This window comes from Desulfuromonas svalbardensis, from assembly GCF_055389415.1.
Genome location: NZ_AP042416.1, coordinates 3,072,489 through 3,088,173, shown reverse-complemented (window position 1 = coordinate 3,088,173; position 15,685 = coordinate 3,072,489). Strand labels below are relative to the sequence as shown.

Sequence of the window (15,685 nt, the reverse complement as noted above, 5' to 3'; positions counted from 1 at the left end):
CACGATCTCATAATGCAACGAAAGCCCGTTACGTACCTACGGGCTTTCGTTCGTTTAAGGCTGAAGCGATTCAGCAGCTTATCCATACCAAGGAGCGACACCATGTCTGATCTACATAGCGAAAGAATTCTGATTCTCGATTTTGGTTCTCAATATACGCAACTCATCGCACGGCGAGTGCGTGAGGCGCATGTGTATTGTGAACTCCATCCATATGATATGGATCTGCAAGCCATTCGTGACTTCGCTCCTAACGGCATTATTCTTTCAGGTGGGCCAAAGTCGGTCTACGATGAGGGCGCTCCTGTTGTTGATGAAGAGCTGTTTGAATTAGGCGTTCCCGTTTTTGCTATTTGTTACGGTATGCAATTGCTTAATCGCCACTTTGGTGGTTTGGTCGTTCCTGCTGGTAAACGTGAATTTGGTCATGCGGAACTACTGAGTCAAGGGACACCGGGGCCACTGTTTGATGGCTTTTTTGTCGAAGGAAAAACCCCCGTATGGATGAGCCACGGCGACCATGTTCAGCGCGTTGCCGAAGGTTTTGAAGTGATTGCTGCTACTCTTAATGCTCCTGTGTGTGGAATTCAAAATGTTGAACGTAATCTTTACGGTGTTCAATTTCACCCAGAGGTCAATCACACTCCTCATGGTGAAGTACTGATTGATACCTTCGTTCGTAAAATCTGTGGTTGCACAGGTCAGTGGACTCCCGGTCAAATCGTTGATGATGCGGTAAAGCGGATTAAAGAGCAGGTTGGTGATGATCACGTTATTCTCGGTCTTTCGGGGGGCGTTGATTCCTCCGTTGCTGCGGCACTGATCCATCGCGCTATTGGCGACCAGCTCACCTGTGTGTTTGTCGATAACGGCTTACTGCGCCTCAATGAAGGCGATCAAGTGATGAGCACTTTTGCTTCGAATCTTGGCGTTAAAGTGATTCGTGTTGACGCTGAACAGCGTTTTCTCGATGGCCTCGCTGGTGTTTCTGATCCAGAGAAAAAACGTAAAATTATCGGTGGACTGTTTGTCGATATCTTCGAAGAGGAATCTAACAAGATAGCTGACGCCAAGTGGTTAGCACAAGGAACGATCTACCCTGACGTTATCGAGTCTGCTGGCGGTAAAACGGGTAAAGCGCACAATATAAAGAGTCACCATAATGTTGGTGGTCTCCCTGATTATATGAAGCTCGAACTGCTTGAGCCGCTGCGTGAACTATTTAAAGATGAAGTTCGTGCTATCGGCGAAGAGATGGGCTTGCCGCACCAAATGGTCTGGCGTCACCCCTTCCCCGGACCCGGTCTCGGTGTGCGGATTCTCGGCGAAGTAAAAAAAGAGTACGCAGATATCCTCCGTTTGGCTGATGCTATCTACATGGAAGAGTTGTACCGCACAGGGCATTACGAAAAGATTAGCCAAGCCTTTGCCGTGTTCCTCCCTGTTAAAAGCGTTGGCGTCATGGGCGATGGTCGTACCTATGAGTACGTGGTGGCTCTTCGTGCCGTTGAAACCAAAGACTTCATGACAGCAGGTTGGTATCCGATGCCGTATGCTGATTTAGCTCACATCAGTGGCCGGATTATCAACGAGGTTAAGGGGATCAATCGCGTCACCTACGATATCTCAAGCAAGCCACCGGCAACCATTGAGTGGGAATAAATAGTCTGCTGATTGGGATCATTGTATTTTCGATCCTGTGTGAATATAAAAAGCCCTTTACCTTCAGGTAGAGGGCTTTTTTAATAACCTTTGTTTTTGGTTGTGCAGTGGTTACGTCTGACTGTCTGTTTATCGCTTTCCTTTTTTCTCACCTCGCAACCATTATTACTAGCGCTCCCCTCTATTTCGCCTCGCCATGTTGTCATCTCACTATCCCTTGGTATAATTCTTCCTAATAGTTAATTATTAAACACGCATCAAGGTACGGGTGCGCGTTTCCACCTGAATCGCAACAAGGGGGTCGTTATGGATAAGGTTTTTCGGATCAACATGTCAAATTTAACAACCTGTATCGAGGAAGTTCCTGAAGAATGGATCGGTCTCGGTGGCCGCGCTCTTACATCAACTATTGTCGCGGCTGAGGTTCCACCACTGTGCCACCCGTTAGGTCCCGACAACATCTTGGTATTTGCCCCCGGCCTGCTATCTGGAACAGCAGCGGCACAATCTGGTCGAATGTCGTGTGGCGCAAAAAGTCCGCTGACTGGCGGTATCAAGGAGAGTAATTCTGGCGGCACCACTGCCCAGCAGTTTGCCCGTATGGGCATCAAGGCGATGATTATTGAAGGGCTGCCTGCTGCCGATACCTTCTACAGCCTGCACGTTACGATGGCTGGTGTGACAATTGAGCAGGAGAGCGCCTTGCTCGGTAAAGGAAACTTTGCTGTCATTGAAGATCAAGTTGCCAAAAAGGGTAAAAAGATTGGCGTAATGACTATCGGCCTAGCTGGGGAGCTGAAAATGGCGGCGGCCAATATTTCAGTTAAAGATCCCGATGGTAAGATTCGCAGCCATGGACAAGGCGGTATGGGCGCTGTTATGGGCTCAAAAAAGATTAAATTTATCACCGTTGACTCTGAAGGCTCACCCGCAGTTCCCCTCGTTGATGCCGATAAGTTTAAAGCCTCAGCGCGGGTGTTTGCTAAAACTCTACTTGATCATCCCGTTGCCGGCGAGGGCTTACCCACTTACGGCACTAATGTGCTGGTCAATATTCTCAATGAGGCAGGAGGGTTGCCAACGCATAACTTCCGTTATGGACAATTCGATGGGCACGAAAAAATCAGCGGTGAAACCATGCACGACACTATTGCCGAGCGTGGTGGGAAGGTAAGGCATGGTTGTCATCGTGGTTGTGTCATTCAATGTTCTCAAGTTTATAACGATAAAGATGGCAATTACCTCACCTCTGGTTTTGAATATGAAACCATTTGGGGGTTAGGGGCCAATTGTTGCATTGATAACCTCGACCAAATCGCTGAAGCAGATAGCATCATGGATGATGTTGGGGTCGATTCCATCGAAACGGCTGTTACCATCGGCGTGGCAATGGAGGCGGGTATTATTCCGTTTGGCGATGGTGAAGGGATGTTGCGCTTGTTGCGCGACGAACTGGCTAAAGGAACACCCCTCGGTCGTATCATCGGTAGTGGTGCTGGACTACTCGGTAAAGTCTACGGTGTAACAAGGGTGCCTGTCGTTAAAAACCAGGCGATTCCAGCCTATGACCCACGCAGTGTCAAAGGGATCGGCATCACCTATGCCACCAGCCCAATGGGAGCTGATCATACAGCAGGTTACACCATCGCCTCCAATATCCTCGGTGTTGGTGAATTTGTCGATCCGTTAAGTAAGGTCGGTCAGGTTGAGCTGTCGCGTAACCTGCAAATTGCTACCGCAGCTATTGATTCTACCGGCATGTGTATCTTTATCGCCTTTCCTGCCCTTGATGATGCTGCCTGTTTGCCTGCCTTGATCGATATGATTAATGCGCGCTTTGGCACGGAACTATCCGGTGATGATGTCACCGAGTTGGGTAAAAAAGTGATGAAGATCGAGCATCAGTTCAATCTTGACGCTGGCTTCAATAATAAGCATGACCGTCTGCCCGAATTCTTTAAAACCGATCCGGTACCACCTCACAATGCCGTATGGGATTTTACCGATGATGAGATTGACGAGTTCTGGAACTTTTAGCAACTGTTGGATTTAATGGACCATAATAAGATCATGCTAGTATAAACAAAGCCGGTTCGGAGTGATCTCCGAACCGGCTTTGTTGTTCAGGGTTGCTTGTCGTTCAAGTTGTGACTCTATGAGTAGATTGCGCCAAAAAGATCAAGCTGGGTGAGATACATGCGCATGTCGAACTCCAGTTGGTGGTAGCTGTCGTCCATGTGGCAGCATAGCTTGTAGAATGCCTTATTGTGCTGTTTTTCCTTCAAGTGCGCCAGTTCATGAATCACAATCATGCGTAAAAACTCTTCAGGTGCCGTTTTAAAGACCATACTGACACGAATCTCATGCTTGGCCTTAAGTTTCGATCCCTGAACACGAGAGATGAAGGTATGCAATCCTAAGGCCTGATGAATCACATCAATCTTGTTGTCGAAAACCACTTTGCTGAGTGGGTTTGTTTTACGCAAAAACTGATTCTTAAGATTTATCGTGTATTCGTAAAGCGCTTTATCGGTTTTGATAGCGTGAGCGCGTGGGTATCTTTTAAGCAGAACCGTTGCCAATCGCTGTTCAGCGATTAACTGTTTCACTTGATCCGTCCATTGTTGCGGGTATCCCGCTAGATAGGTTAATTCCTGCATTTTGTGACCTTCTGTTTCTCATGTATTAATGATTCAATTTTTGAACAGTTTTGATACTAGGGAAGTTTATGTTTTGTTGGTTACGTCAAATTTGAACACAAGCAATTTGCTAAGCATTAAGGAGACAGATACTTTAAATGTGAGGCCAGTTCATTCTGGACTGTATTCTTCTTTTTGGAATCATAAAAAATTGAGAAGCAGCTGTATATAAAATACGCTGCTTTCTATGAATATATAAAAATACCGCTCCGAAAATATCTAATGAAATTTGACATTGTAGGGTTGGATATGTTTAGGTACTACAAGATTTGCCACTACATTGTAGTTAAAAGCTACAATTTTAACAGAGTTGCTAAAGGGATAAAGCAACAAGATACATTGAACAGACCCTGTTATTTATGCAAAAACACTACTACACGTTTGTAATCACAAAAATAGCAATTCTATTCTCTTGGTTCATTCCCTGACATTGAATACCATATAGATCCTCACAAATCGCACATAAGGTACGACCTCCCTACTCGTTATAAAACAGTATTTATTCTTAACAGAATCAATATCACAATATATTTATACAGCCATAGTAAACACATATACAAAAAACTAAAACCTGACGTTATTGATATTCTTTTGACTCAGCACAGTAAGTTTTTTTAAAAAAACATACAACTTACGCTACTTATCATTGAATACACGTAGAATTCAGGCTTACAGCAAGGAGTCATACTAAATGGACACCGGTCCAGAGATAATAAAACCTAAAATGCAGGTGCGCAATTTATATAAAGTTTTTGGTTCTTCACCAGAGACTGCCTTGAAGATGTTAAATCAAGGTGTAAGTAAAGATGAAATACTAGAAAAAACGAAACAAAGCGTTGGCTTGGCTGATGTTAGCTTTGATGTTTACGACGGTGAAATACTCGTTATCATGGGACTTTCTGGAAGTGGAAAGTCTACTCTTGTCCGCTGCATGAATCGATTGATTGAACCCAGTCATGGGAAAATTATTATAGATGATTGCGATATCACAAAGCTGAACAGCACTGATCTGCGCAATCTGAGGCGGAAAAAGTTTGGCATGATATTTCAACATTTTGCCCTTTTTCCTCATCGAACCGTCCAGGAAAATGCAGAGTTTGGCCTTGAAATACAAGGCGTCGCCAAAGAAGAACGTGTCGAAAAAGCACGTGAGGCACTCGTACAGGTCGGTTTAGAAGGATGGGAAGACAGTTTCCCTGGGCAACTTTCTGGTGGTATGCAGCAGCGGGTTGGTTTGGCCAGAGGGTTAGCGGTGAACCCAGATATCCTGCTGATGGACGAAGCCTTTAGCGCCCTAGATCCCCTCATTCGGCGTGATATGCAACATGAGTTGGTTGAGTTACAAGATCGCTTTAAAAAAACCATTATCTTTATTACCCATGATTTAGATGAAGCGCTAGAAATAGGCGACCGTATCATCCTGATGAAAGATGGCCGGATCGTTCAAATAGGTACCCCTGAGGAGATACTGACTCAACCTGCCAACGATTATGTTTCCCGTTTTGTCGAAAACGTCGATATGACCAAGGTACTCACCGCCAGCTCAGTTATGATGCGGGCTAAAACTGTAGCTTATCCCAAAGATGGACTGCGCACCATGCTGCACAAAATGCGCGACGTGGGGATTAGTTCTATTTTTGTGGTGAATCGCGACAAAACGTTGCGAGGCTTGGTAACGGCTCAGTCCTGTAAAGATGCCCTGGAATCTGGTGAAAAAGTGGCAGAGGACATACTTCTTAGCGATATTCCAACCACAACGCCAGATGAACCGGTTACCAATCTTATCGGCCGCATGGCGGATGCAAATCTCCCCTTACCTGTGGTAAGCGAAACAGGAAAGTTACTGGGTGTCGTGGTGCGAGGTTCCCTATTAGCAGGAATTGCTGAAGGTGGATTAGAGCTGGAACCAGCCCCCGAAACCCTAAGTGAAGGGATGGCTCAATGAATTTCCCCAAGTTTCAGTTAGCTAAATATATTGATACCTTACTGGATTATCTGACCGATCACCTCGCATGGATCACCAAGGGTATAAGTGAAGTAATGAGCACCGGTATGGAAGCTGCTACGGATGCCTTACTCGCTGTGCCGAGTTGGTTGTTTATTTTGGTGGTCGCTGTTGCAGCTTATAAGGCTGTTGGTAAAAGGATGGCATTAGGAACCATGTTGGGCCTCTTTTTTCTAGAAAACCTACAGTTGTGGGAACCGACCATGGAAACCTTGGTTTTGGTCCTCATCGCTACCTTTGTAGCGGTGGCTATTGGTATTCCATTGGGTATTTTAGCTGCAATTTACGATGGCGCGAATCGTGTGATTATGCCTCTATTGGATTTGATGCAAACCATGCCAGCGTTTGTTTATCTGATTCCGGCCATTCCATTTTTCGGTTTGGGGCCTGTTGCCGCAATTTTCTCTACGGTAATTTTTGCCATGCCACCATCGATTCGCCTCACCAGTTTGGGTATTCGTCAGGTTCCAGCTGATCTGGTGGAAGCAGCAGATGCCTATGGCTGTGACCGCCGTCAAAAACTGATGAAATTACAATTACCACTTGCGCTGCCAACTATTATGGCCGGTGTTAATCAAACCATCATGTTGGCGTTATCTATGGTGGTAATCGCGGCTATGATCGGTGCCGGTGGTCTCGGCGGTGAAGTTTGGAAAGCGATTCAACGGCTACAACCCGGTAAAGGCTTTGAAGCCGGAATTGGCATTGTTATTCTTGCCATGATTCTCGACCGCTTTACTAGCAAGTTAGGACGCAACAAATCCGCAGATCAATAATACCAATCCCATTTTTATTGGTAACTATTTAGCAGTACGAATCATATGATTTCGTTCCCATGGATAAGGTGTTCGTATGTCCCTTGGAATGGAAGTAAAGGTATTTAACTGCATAGGTACTGTTTATCTTTTCTGATTAGCACCAGTCTTCCACTATTGCCAAATAGTTCGTCAATCCCGCGAAGGCGGGAATGGCGAACGTATATAAAACCTCTGGGTACCCGCATTAGTGGGTACGACGGGGGCTAAGTGCAAAGTCGATACGGAAGATTGACGTTTATCGGGTTTTTTTATTAGGAGGAGGAGATACATGCAAAAACGATTAGGAATGATCAGTTCAACTGTTTGTTTACTCTTAGCATTACTCGTCGGCGTTTTCGTACAGCCTGCCGAAGCGAGCAAGGGTAAGGTCAAATTGGTATATGTAGAGTGGTCATGTGCCACTGCTTCTGCCAATGTAATGAAGGCTGTGTTGCAAGAAAAATTAGGCTACGAGGTGGATTTAATCTCAGTTTCCGCAGCAGCAATGTGGCAAGCGGTAGCAACAGATTCAGCGGATGGGTTTACTACGGCTTGGCTGCCAACCACCCACGGAACTTACCTAGCGGGCGTTAAGGGGGAAGTTGAAGATCTTGGCCCCAACCTTAGCGGTACGCGTATTGGACTCGTTGTCCCTGAGTATGTAACGATCGACACCATTGCGCAAATGAATGATACCAAGGATAAATTTAGCAGTCGCATTGTCGGTATTGATCCCGGCGCTGGTATCATGGTGAAAACAGAGAAAGCAGTTGCGGACTATCAGCTCAAGGATATTGATTTAATTGAAGGCTCTGGTGCAACAATGACAGCGGCACTCAAAGATGCAATTCGCAATAAAGAATGGATTGCAGTAACGGGTTGGACTCCACACTGGATGTTTGGTCGCTGGCAGTTGAAGTATCTAGAAGATCCGCTCAACATCTATGGCGGCGCTGAAAATATCAACACCGTCGTGCGTAAAGGATTAAAAGCTGAAATGCCTGAGGTTTATGCGGTGCTAGATAATTTTCACTGGTCTTCAGCAGATCTACAGCAAGTCATGGTTATGAATCAACAGGCGGATAGCAATCCTTACGACAACGCCGTCCTCTGGATCAACGAACATCCTGAGACCGTGCAGGCTTGGATGCCGAAATAGCACGACCCGATTGCAGCAAAACTCGATAAAATCATTCGCAGTGGTAATTATTCGAAATCACTTGCCAGTTGAGGCCCCAGAGATCTTTTTGTAAGTTCCTTGGGATGGCCAGTGGAAAAACATTCGCAGAATAGTTACTTGCATTAATAGTAAAATAATGGAGACACAACTAATGAAGAAAGTTTGCTATCAACTTATCCTGCCCACATTGCTAGTGCTGTTAATCAGCGGTGGCGCATTCGCAGCCGACAATGAAATTTTACGTGAACTGCAAGCACTTAAGCAGCGCATGGTCGTGCTCGAACAAAAACTGATCGACCAAGATGCAATGCAACAACCTACAACAGACGTCGCAATCGCTGAGCAGGAGACCGCAAGCGTAAGACAGATCGTTGAAGAAGTTGTCGCGGCCAGTAAACCCGCTATTACAATTGGCGGTGCCGTGCGCGCACAATATAGTGTGAAAGATTGGAGGGACTGGCAAGGACGAGATTCTAGTCAAGATAAGGGCGGTGATTTCTCATTTGACACCTTTCGTTTTGACTTGAATGGTTCAATCGGAGATATGATCCTTTCGGCTCAATATCGTTTTTATCCTGAATATGATTTCCATACCATCCACCACGGCTATATCGGTTATAACTTTACCGATGATCTACAGGGCCAAATTGGTATTCAGCAGGTTCCATTTGGCTTGCAACCCTACGCTTCGCACAACTTTTGGTTCAGTGGTGCTTATTATGTCGGTCTTGAAGATGATTACGACATGGGCATTAAGCTGCTCTACTCACCCGGGCCACTATCTATTGCAGCAGCGTTCTATAAAAATGGTGAGCTTGGCGATGCCAGCAATACTGAACGCTACTCTGTCGATGTAAGTAGTGCCGGCAGTGGCGGCTATGCTGGTTTTCAAGAAGATGTAGGCAATGAAGAGAGCAACCAGGGTAACCTGCGTGTTGCGTACCTTTTTGAACATGGCGAAACTGCAAACACAGAACTTGGTGTTTCAGGCCAATATAGCGGGATTTATAATGACAATACTGGAAAAATGGGTGAACACTGGGCGGGAGCCGTACACCTCAACGGCAATTATGGTCCGTTTAACCTGCAGTTAGAGTATGTCAGCTATCAATACAACGTTGATAACCCCGCAGGTTTCGATGACGAGATCATCACCCTCGGTTGCTATGGTTATAGCTGGGGCGCACCAGCCGATGCCGATATCGGTATCTTCAACCTGTCTTATTCGGTGCCAGTTAGCTGGGGCCCAGTAAGTAATCTTACCTTCTATTCCGACAACACCATTATCAGCCCTGACGAAAGTCGATTTGAAGATATTTGGCAAAATGTTGTTGGCATGATGGTGACCTCAGGGCCTGTCTACACTTATTTTGACATCATCTCCGGCGAGAACATGATCTTCTCCGGTGGTAATATGGTTGATGCTGCAGGGACTAGTGATAATTATAATGAGCGCACCACTCGCTTCAACATAAATATTGGTTACTATTTTTAGTCGATAAGATATTTAGTTGATTAAATATTGGGGGCCACCATCATAGTGATGGTGGCCCCTTTTTTTACGATTTTCCCTGAATCTCTTTGGCCAACTTTTCACCGTACATTTCCGCAGTACGGATTATTTCTGGTCGATCCGCGACTTTTCCTTTTTTAAAAATTCCCAAAACGGGAAACTTCTGATTAACCTCGTAGCCAAGGGCCTCAAGTGGCATTTGCATCGCTTCCAGAGTAAATCCCATATCTTTCTTGTCTAACTGTTCAGCCACGGCCGCTACAACGGCTATTCGGCCTTGGTTTGCCAACTTGCTGCTCCAATGGCCGGGGCGAGGTTCCGTAAAATTATAGAAGCAGTAGAGCCTATCTATAAAGCCTTTCATCCATGCCGTAACGTTGTAATTGTGAACAGGTGAAATCAAGAAAAGTCCACGTGACTCGATGATTTTATTGTAAATAACAACCATGTCGTCATCAAATCGAGAGCATTTACCCGTTTTGCGGCAAAGTTCGCAGCCAACGCAGGGCGTAATGTCACAATCTCTCAGTTGAATTTCCTCAGTTTCGATTCCAGCATTATTCACACCAGCGCAAAAGTGCTTGAGAAGAACATCCGAGTTGCCATCCTTTCGGGGGCTGGCACCAATGGCTAAAACTTTGGTCTTAATCAGGTTTTCTTTAATTTCAAATGTCATGATAGGCTTGAAATTCCTTTATTTGGTTGTGTCTAACGCCTGAGTCAGGCGGAAACAAGTTCGCCTGATTACCCTGAGCACGATATTGTTGGATTCTATCTACTGTGTCAACAATGTCTTGTTTCTTCTGGCTTTCGAAAGTGAATTCACATTTTGGTCTCAAATTAGTCTGGGTAGTGTCTCTTTTTTTTATAATATAGGGGAGTGCAAAATTATCGAAGGTGACCTTATGGAATAAAATAATTTATTCATTGATCTTGTCACTTTAAAATGATATTAAATTTATTTGGTAGAAAAGTTGTCTTGGTTGGGCTATGGTAGGTGGCTTGATTAGGTTTCTGCTCTGTTGTGGTTGTTTTAAAAAAGTGAGCGATCCAGAAGCTCTTTTTTGAATTGTCTATTGAAAACCAGTCACTTCCCTCACAGGTATTCTATTGTATGCGGAAAGAGATCGTGGACACAGCGAAAAGGAGTAAAATGGGGCGATCTAATCCGTTCTTCTTCATACCTGTTATCGCTGTTTTCATTGTGATAGGTATGATTTCCCCCTGCCAAGCTTCTGCTGATAATGTCATAGACCCGCTGGCATCAGCCATGGCTGAATATCTGGAGTGCCATTCCCTCTCTCTCATAAGTTTTAAAAACCAGCAGCCTTCATCGGTCTCCAGCAATTTATGTCTGTTAGATATTTATCAAAAAAATGGACGTTCTTCCCTGTGGGTCTCTTCCCGCGGACCGAGCATAAGCGCTGATAAAATCTTTGAGACATTAAAAAATAGTGTTACCGAAGGATTGATTCCGACTGATTATGGTGTCAATGAAATGATGGCATTATGGGATTCTTTGGCAACTGAAAAACTTGCTCGACTTGATACCCTTATCACCGTCAACCTGATTAAATATGTCAATGATATCAGTCGTGGGCAGATTAAACTTCGGGATATTGAACCTTTATTGTTTGCCGAGGCCGGGGATGCTGATTTTGATCCACTGGCCACGGTTGATAAGGTTCTTGCAGCAAATGATCTTTCTGAATTTTTCGCCGAACTACCGCCAACCCACAGCCATTATGCAGATTTAAAAAAGTCACTTAAAATTTATCATGAGCTGGCTCAACGGGGAGGGTGGGATCAAATACCCCAAGGGGAAAACATCCGGCCAGGAGACCGTGGTGATAGAGTTGCCGCTGTTGTTAAGCGTCTTGACGTGACAGGGGATCTTATGGTGTCGGTAAGGGATGATTCACTGTATAGATACTCCCTTATGCCCTCTATAAAACAATTCCAGACCCGTCACGGACTGAATGCCGATGGGGTTGTCGGCCCTGAAACCCTTGCCGCCATGAACATACCCGTAGACGAGGCTGTCCGCAAAATCATGGTCAATATGGCCCGCTGGAGATGGCAGGCTCACTATCTAGGTGACAAATATATTCTGGTAAACATTGCTAGCTTTAACTTAAGAGGATTTGATCACGGGGAGATGAAACTCAATTTTCCTGTAATTGTTGGGAAATTGCAGAATCAAACTCCGGTTTTCAGTGACCGAGTTCAATATGTCACGTTTAATCCATTTTGGAATATTCCTCCCAGTATTGCCCGGGATGAAGAGCTGCTTGGTCTTCGCAATGATCCTTTTCATTTGGTAAAACGACATATCCGTCTCTTCCCCGGTTGGAAAGAAGATGCTGTAGAGCTGGATTCCACCAGTATGGATTGGGACTCCATATCCGAATCCCAGATATCAGGCTACAGGTTGAGGCAGGACCCGGGCCCTTGGAATGCTTTGGGTGATGTTAAATTTATATTTCCAAATAAGTATGATGTTTATATGCACGCGACAAGCCATCCCCATCTGTTTCAAAGGAAACAAAGGGACTTCAGTCATGGGTGCATTCGGGTCAGTGATCCCCTCGCTCTTGCTGAATTTATCCTCTCTCATGGAGAAAATAGCTGGGGACAGGAAAAAATTGAAGAAATTATTCAACTGGGTGAACGAAAGGTAGTCAACGCTGAAAAGCCAGTACCTGTACATATTACCTATCAAACTACATGGGTGGGGGAAGATGGCTTGATTTATTTCAGCAGTGATATTTATGATCGGGATAAAAAACTGAGACAGGCACTTTTCCCAGATGACGTGATTAACTGATACCGATCTGTAATTAACAAACGGAGAAACCTATTATCATAAAGAATACAAAAATAGATCGACGCCAGTTTCTTAAACGATCTGGCCTCTTGATGGCTGGAATGTGCTTTACCTCCCCCCTTTCTGCCTTTGCAATCAGAGAACCCGTGCAGACATTAACTTTTTTCCATACGCATACCGGAGAGCAACTTCAGATAAATCATATGCCAGGAATTCTATCTGTAGCGAATCAAACAAAAATAAATACATTTTTAAGAGATTTCCGTACCGGTGCAATTCATCCGATTGATTCAGGACTGCTGGACATTATCAGTGCAGTAAAAACACGCACTCAGAATGATGGAATTATCGAGGTCATATCAGGATATCGTTCAGCTGAAACCAACCAAGCGCTGCAAACCCAGAGTAGCGGTGTGGCTAAAAAAAGCCTCCACATGCAAGGTCAGGCCATAGATATCAGGATCAGAAACCTCTCCACTTGCAACCTTAGAGATGTCGCTGCCAATCTACGTTCTGGTGGTGTCGGCTACTATGCAAATTCGGATTTTGTTCATTTGGATACTGGGAGAAGTCGTACCTGGTAAATTAGGGTAACGCTGAATATGACCGACTGTAGACCCTAATCGCTTCCTGTGGAATTGATGTGATGAATTCTCTCTTGTTCGCTCGGTTTAATATGGGGGGAGGGGAGAATTCTTCACCTTCTTTGGAGTATGTCCAATGTGTCAACAGCGTTATATTTGATTCACGGTCAAAGCTAACTTCCCAGAAAGAATGAAGGCCGTTATTTAACAGTCCTCACCGCAAACTGTTTGTCGAAACACTCTCCAGCTGGAGCAATTCCACCATTAACACAGAGAGTTCCGATTTTTTTTCGTGCAACTGTTCACGAGCAGATTCATTGATAGTTGCGCGGCCTACTAGGAAGGTGATATCGCGATTCGCTCTGCCGATCTCGGTTTCGACTTCTCGGAGTTGCGACTGGCTTTTATTCTCGTCCTCAGAAGTCCGTTGTTTCTCTTCAGACTTCTTCTCCGCTTTCTGCAACGAGGAAGGCTCCTGCTCAACGCCGACTCTGCCTTTTTCCGTGCCCGCTACATTCTCAAGGGAGGCTGTTGTTCCCTCTACGCTGGAAGAGTCCTCGCGAGACACCAGCCGTAGCGCCGAAGTTGACTTTTGCGTGGGATTATCTGTGGAATTTGATCTGGAGGACAGTTCTGAAGTCGCGGTTGCCACCGGCGTCATTTGAGTGGACAGAGAACGAGCCTCAGCGGAGATCTGCACCGTATCCCTCGAAGGGAGAACGGACAGATGCGTTTCAGGCCGGCTCGTCTGAGCCGCCTGCGTATCAACCATGGAAGCGGTTGTCTGGGCCATAGTGGCTGCAGTACCGCTACTGAGTGTTGAGATGTCCATAATCAACTCCCGCGAATAGATCTTTGCTAGCTTGATGTTGCATTTCACACAATGCTTTGAGACTTAAATGTTTAGCATGGCCTAAGTAGTGTTTATTAATTATAGTAATAGCATAACATGTCTCAAATGTATGACAATAAGTTGAAAACAATCTTTTTAAACTTCTTTTCTCGAATAAAGTGGGCCAGTGTACTGTTTCATTTCAAGGTCTGATGCCGTTGTCCTCTATCCTCGCGGCGCTGACACGCCAGCACATACCAAAACTGCCGCCACCCCTGTAACGGAGTGGCGGCAGCACGTGTAGCCTTTTTCTATATTCTTCTTAAGCGGTAAATCAGGTTAGAATCAGAAACCAACCGCAAATTGCAGGGTAACCAGGGTTTCATCCTGAACATTGGTATCATCGATCTCTTCATCTTGATTTACGAATGTACCTTCGAGGGTAATTTTGTTTGCCGCCCCTTTGAGGTAGTAGTTCATCCCCACCCCGTAGACCTGAGTGTCGTCACGCCCGCTCTCGTCAGAACTTATGAGCTGATAGTGACCGAAGGGCTGTAGGTTGCCAGGGCCGATCTTGGTGCCTAGGTAGTAGCCGGCCTTTAACGCCATGATGGAACCATCATCGCCGGAGGCCATCTGAGTGAAACTGATGCTGTTAACGGTGTTGCTCACATCAATGTAGGACGCGGTCAGGGTCAAGGCATCGCCACCAGCGAGGGGTTGCTCGTAGAACACATCCGCAGTCCAGGCGAAGTAGTTTTCTTCTTGGCCGTTCAGGATCAGATCGTTCTGGGAATCCATCCCAAGACCAACGGCCAATACCTTTTTAGTACCGCGATATGTTCCAGCGTTAAACCATTTGGTTTCAGGGGTAAACACGCTGTAGCTCAAACGCCCCGCATAACGCATGGTGTCGTCATGATTTTTTGCATCATTTTCTTCACCATCGCCGAGCATGATACGGTACTGAAGTTTGTCGTTCAGCACGTTACCCCACACAGTCAAGGCATCGTCGCGGCCTATATTGCTGGGATAAAAGATCGTGCTGCGATGCCCGCCCTGGCCCCAGTTGAGGTCGGTAGTGAGCAAGGACTTGGTTGAGGTCGTGCCATAGTCACGTGTGAACGGTACGTACATGCGCCCGGCTTGGACAATGAGGTCGTTGCCCAGCACTTTGTAACTCACCCAGGCATCGCGCAGGGCGAGGCCAGAGCCGAGGCCTTTGCCGGAATCATCTTTGATCTCATCCATCCCCAGTTTATCCCCAGCGTAGTGCATAAAGAAGCTGAGCTCCGGGGTAACCGTACCGCTGAGGTAAAAATAGGAGCGCCGAATGAGGATGTCGTTGAGGCTATCGTCAAACTTAGTACCATTGTCAGTATTCATATCCGATACCGACTGTCCCCATACCTGGCCCCACCAACCAGCGTTGAGGGAAAGATCATCCTTCTTGTAGATCTCCAGCGCAAATACGTTACTCGCTCCCAGCAGCACCAGCAGTGCGACTAATACAATCTTTCTTGTCATGTTTCTTCTCCTTCTTCCTGTTTTAGTTAAGTATTTAAAGTTAATGAACACCTCAAATA

At 45.6% G+C, this 15,685-nt stretch carries 12 protein-coding genes; 8 read left to right on the top strand and 4 right to left on the bottom strand.

Features of this window, described 5'->3' with window-relative positions:
- Positions 1 to 102: 102 nt before the first annotated feature.
- Positions 103 to 1,662 (top strand): glutamine-hydrolyzing GMP synthase, encoded by a 1,560-nt coding sequence (guaA, locus tag ACZ5KY_RS13860; RefSeq protein WP_464244484.1) that lies wholly within the window; start codon positions 103 to 105, stop codon positions 1,660 to 1,662.
- Between the two features lie 306 nt (positions 1,663 to 1,968).
- Positions 1,969 to 3,699, top strand: a complete 1,731-nt coding sequence (locus ACZ5KY_RS13855) for an aldehyde ferredoxin oxidoreductase family protein (protein ID WP_464244483.1) — start codon at positions 1,969 to 1,971, stop codon at positions 3,697 to 3,699.
- Between the two features lie 116 nt (positions 3,700 to 3,815).
- Here the strand turns inward: ACZ5KY_RS13855 and ACZ5KY_RS13850 are convergent, their stop codons facing one another.
- Positions 3,816 to 4,322: a M48 metallopeptidase family protein gene (locus ACZ5KY_RS13850; RefSeq protein WP_464244482.1), complete on the bottom strand. Its 507-nt coding sequence runs from the start codon at positions 4,320 to 4,322 to the stop codon at positions 3,816 to 3,818.
- A 730-nt stretch (positions 4,323 to 5,052) separates the two neighbouring features.
- On the opposite strand from ACZ5KY_RS13850, the gene ACZ5KY_RS13845 reads away from it, so the two are divergent.
- From ACZ5KY_RS13845 to ACZ5KY_RS13830, 4 genes are all read left to right on the top strand, one after another.
- On the top strand, positions 5,053 to 6,306 hold the full coding sequence (locus ACZ5KY_RS13845; protein ID WP_464244481.1) for a quaternary amine ABC transporter ATP-binding protein: 1,254 nt from the start codon (positions 5,053 to 5,055) through the stop codon (positions 6,304 to 6,306).
- On the top strand, positions 6,303 to 7,142 hold the full coding sequence (locus ACZ5KY_RS13840; protein WP_464244480.1) for an ABC transporter permease: 840 nt from the start codon (positions 6,303 to 6,305) through the stop codon (positions 7,140 to 7,142). Before ACZ5KY_RS13845 ends, ACZ5KY_RS13840 begins: the two co-directional genes overlap by 4 nt.
- A 310-nt stretch (positions 7,143 to 7,452) precedes the next feature.
- Complete coding sequence (locus tag ACZ5KY_RS13835) at positions 7,453 to 8,322, top strand: glycine betaine ABC transporter substrate-binding protein (protein WP_464244479.1); 870 nt, start codon at positions 7,453 to 7,455, stop codon at positions 8,320 to 8,322.
- 172 nt (positions 8,323 to 8,494) lie between these two features.
- Complete coding sequence (locus ACZ5KY_RS13830; RefSeq protein ID WP_464244478.1) at positions 8,495 to 9,838, top strand: porin; 1,344 nt, start codon at positions 8,495 to 8,497, stop codon at positions 9,836 to 9,838.
- Between the two features lie 64 nt (positions 9,839 to 9,902).
- Here the strand turns inward: ACZ5KY_RS13830 and ACZ5KY_RS13825 are convergent, their stop codons facing one another.
- Positions 9,903 to 10,532, bottom strand: a complete 630-nt coding sequence (locus ACZ5KY_RS13825) for a flavodoxin family protein (protein WP_464244477.1) — start codon at positions 10,530 to 10,532, stop codon at positions 9,903 to 9,905.
- A 477-nt stretch (positions 10,533 to 11,009) separates the two neighbouring features.
- Here ACZ5KY_RS13825 and ACZ5KY_RS13820 point away from each other — a divergent pair, with 477 nt between their 5' ends.
- Positions 11,010 to 12,683, top strand: a complete 1,674-nt coding sequence (locus tag ACZ5KY_RS13820; protein WP_464244476.1) for a L,D-transpeptidase family protein — start codon at positions 11,010 to 11,012, stop codon at positions 12,681 to 12,683.
- A gap of 92 nt (positions 12,684 to 12,775) precedes the next feature.
- Positions 12,776 to 13,267 (top strand): YcbK family protein, encoded by a 492-nt coding sequence (locus tag ACZ5KY_RS13815; protein ID WP_464244475.1) that lies wholly within the window; start codon positions 12,776 to 12,778, stop codon positions 13,265 to 13,267.
- Between the two features lie 214 nt (positions 13,268 to 13,481).
- On the opposite strand, the gene ACZ5KY_RS13810 is transcribed toward ACZ5KY_RS13815, so the two are convergent.
- Positions 13,482 to 14,099, bottom strand: coding sequence for a hypothetical protein (locus ACZ5KY_RS13810; protein ID WP_464244474.1), 618 nt, complete (start codon positions 14,097 to 14,099; stop codon positions 13,482 to 13,484).
- A gap of 345 nt (positions 14,100 to 14,444) precedes the next feature.
- Positions 14,445 to 15,626: a hypothetical protein gene (locus ACZ5KY_RS13805; RefSeq protein WP_464244473.1), complete on the bottom strand. Its 1,182-nt coding sequence runs from the start codon at positions 15,624 to 15,626 to the stop codon at positions 14,445 to 14,447.
- Between the last annotated feature and the right edge of the window lie 59 nt (positions 15,627 to 15,685).

Bases quoted from the DNA above. Each gene is read 5' to 3' on its own strand.
- ACZ5KY_RS13810 (WP_464244474.1), bottom strand. From the start codon at position 14,099: ATGGACATCTCAACACTCAGTAGCGGTACTGCAGCCACTATGGCCCAG.
- guaA (WP_464244484.1), top strand. From the start codon at position 103: ATGTCTGATCTACATAGCGAAAGAATTCTGATTCTCGATTTTGGTTCT.
- ACZ5KY_RS13835 (WP_464244479.1), top strand. From the start codon at position 7,453: ATGCAAAAACGATTAGGAATGATCAGTTCAACTGTTTGTTTACTCTTA.
- ACZ5KY_RS13830 (WP_464244478.1), top strand. From the start codon at position 8,495: ATGAAGAAAGTTTGCTATCAACTTATCCTGCCCACATTGCTAGTGCTG.
- ACZ5KY_RS13850 (WP_464244482.1), bottom strand. From the start codon at position 4,322: ATGCAGGAATTAACCTATCTAGCGGGATACCCGCAACAATGGACGGAT.
- ACZ5KY_RS13825 (WP_464244477.1), bottom strand. From the start codon at position 10,532: ATGACATTTGAAATTAAAGAAAACCTGATTAAGACCAAAGTTTTAGCC.
- ACZ5KY_RS13815 (WP_464244475.1), top strand. From the start codon at position 12,776: ATGGCTGGAATGTGCTTTACCTCCCCCCTTTCTGCCTTTGCAATCAGA.
- ACZ5KY_RS13805 (WP_464244473.1), bottom strand. From the start codon at position 15,626: ATGACAAGAAAGATTGTATTAGTCGCACTGCTGGTGCTGCTGGGAGCG.
- ACZ5KY_RS13855 (WP_464244483.1), top strand. From the start codon at position 1,969: ATGGATAAGGTTTTTCGGATCAACATGTCAAATTTAACAACCTGTATC.
- ACZ5KY_RS13820 (WP_464244476.1), top strand. From the start codon at position 11,010: ATGGGGCGATCTAATCCGTTCTTCTTCATACCTGTTATCGCTGTTTTC.
- ACZ5KY_RS13845 (WP_464244481.1), top strand. From the start codon at position 5,053: ATGGACACCGGTCCAGAGATAATAAAACCTAAAATGCAGGTGCGCAAT.
- ACZ5KY_RS13840 (WP_464244480.1), top strand. From the start codon at position 6,303: ATGAATTTCCCCAAGTTTCAGTTAGCTAAATATATTGATACCTTACTG.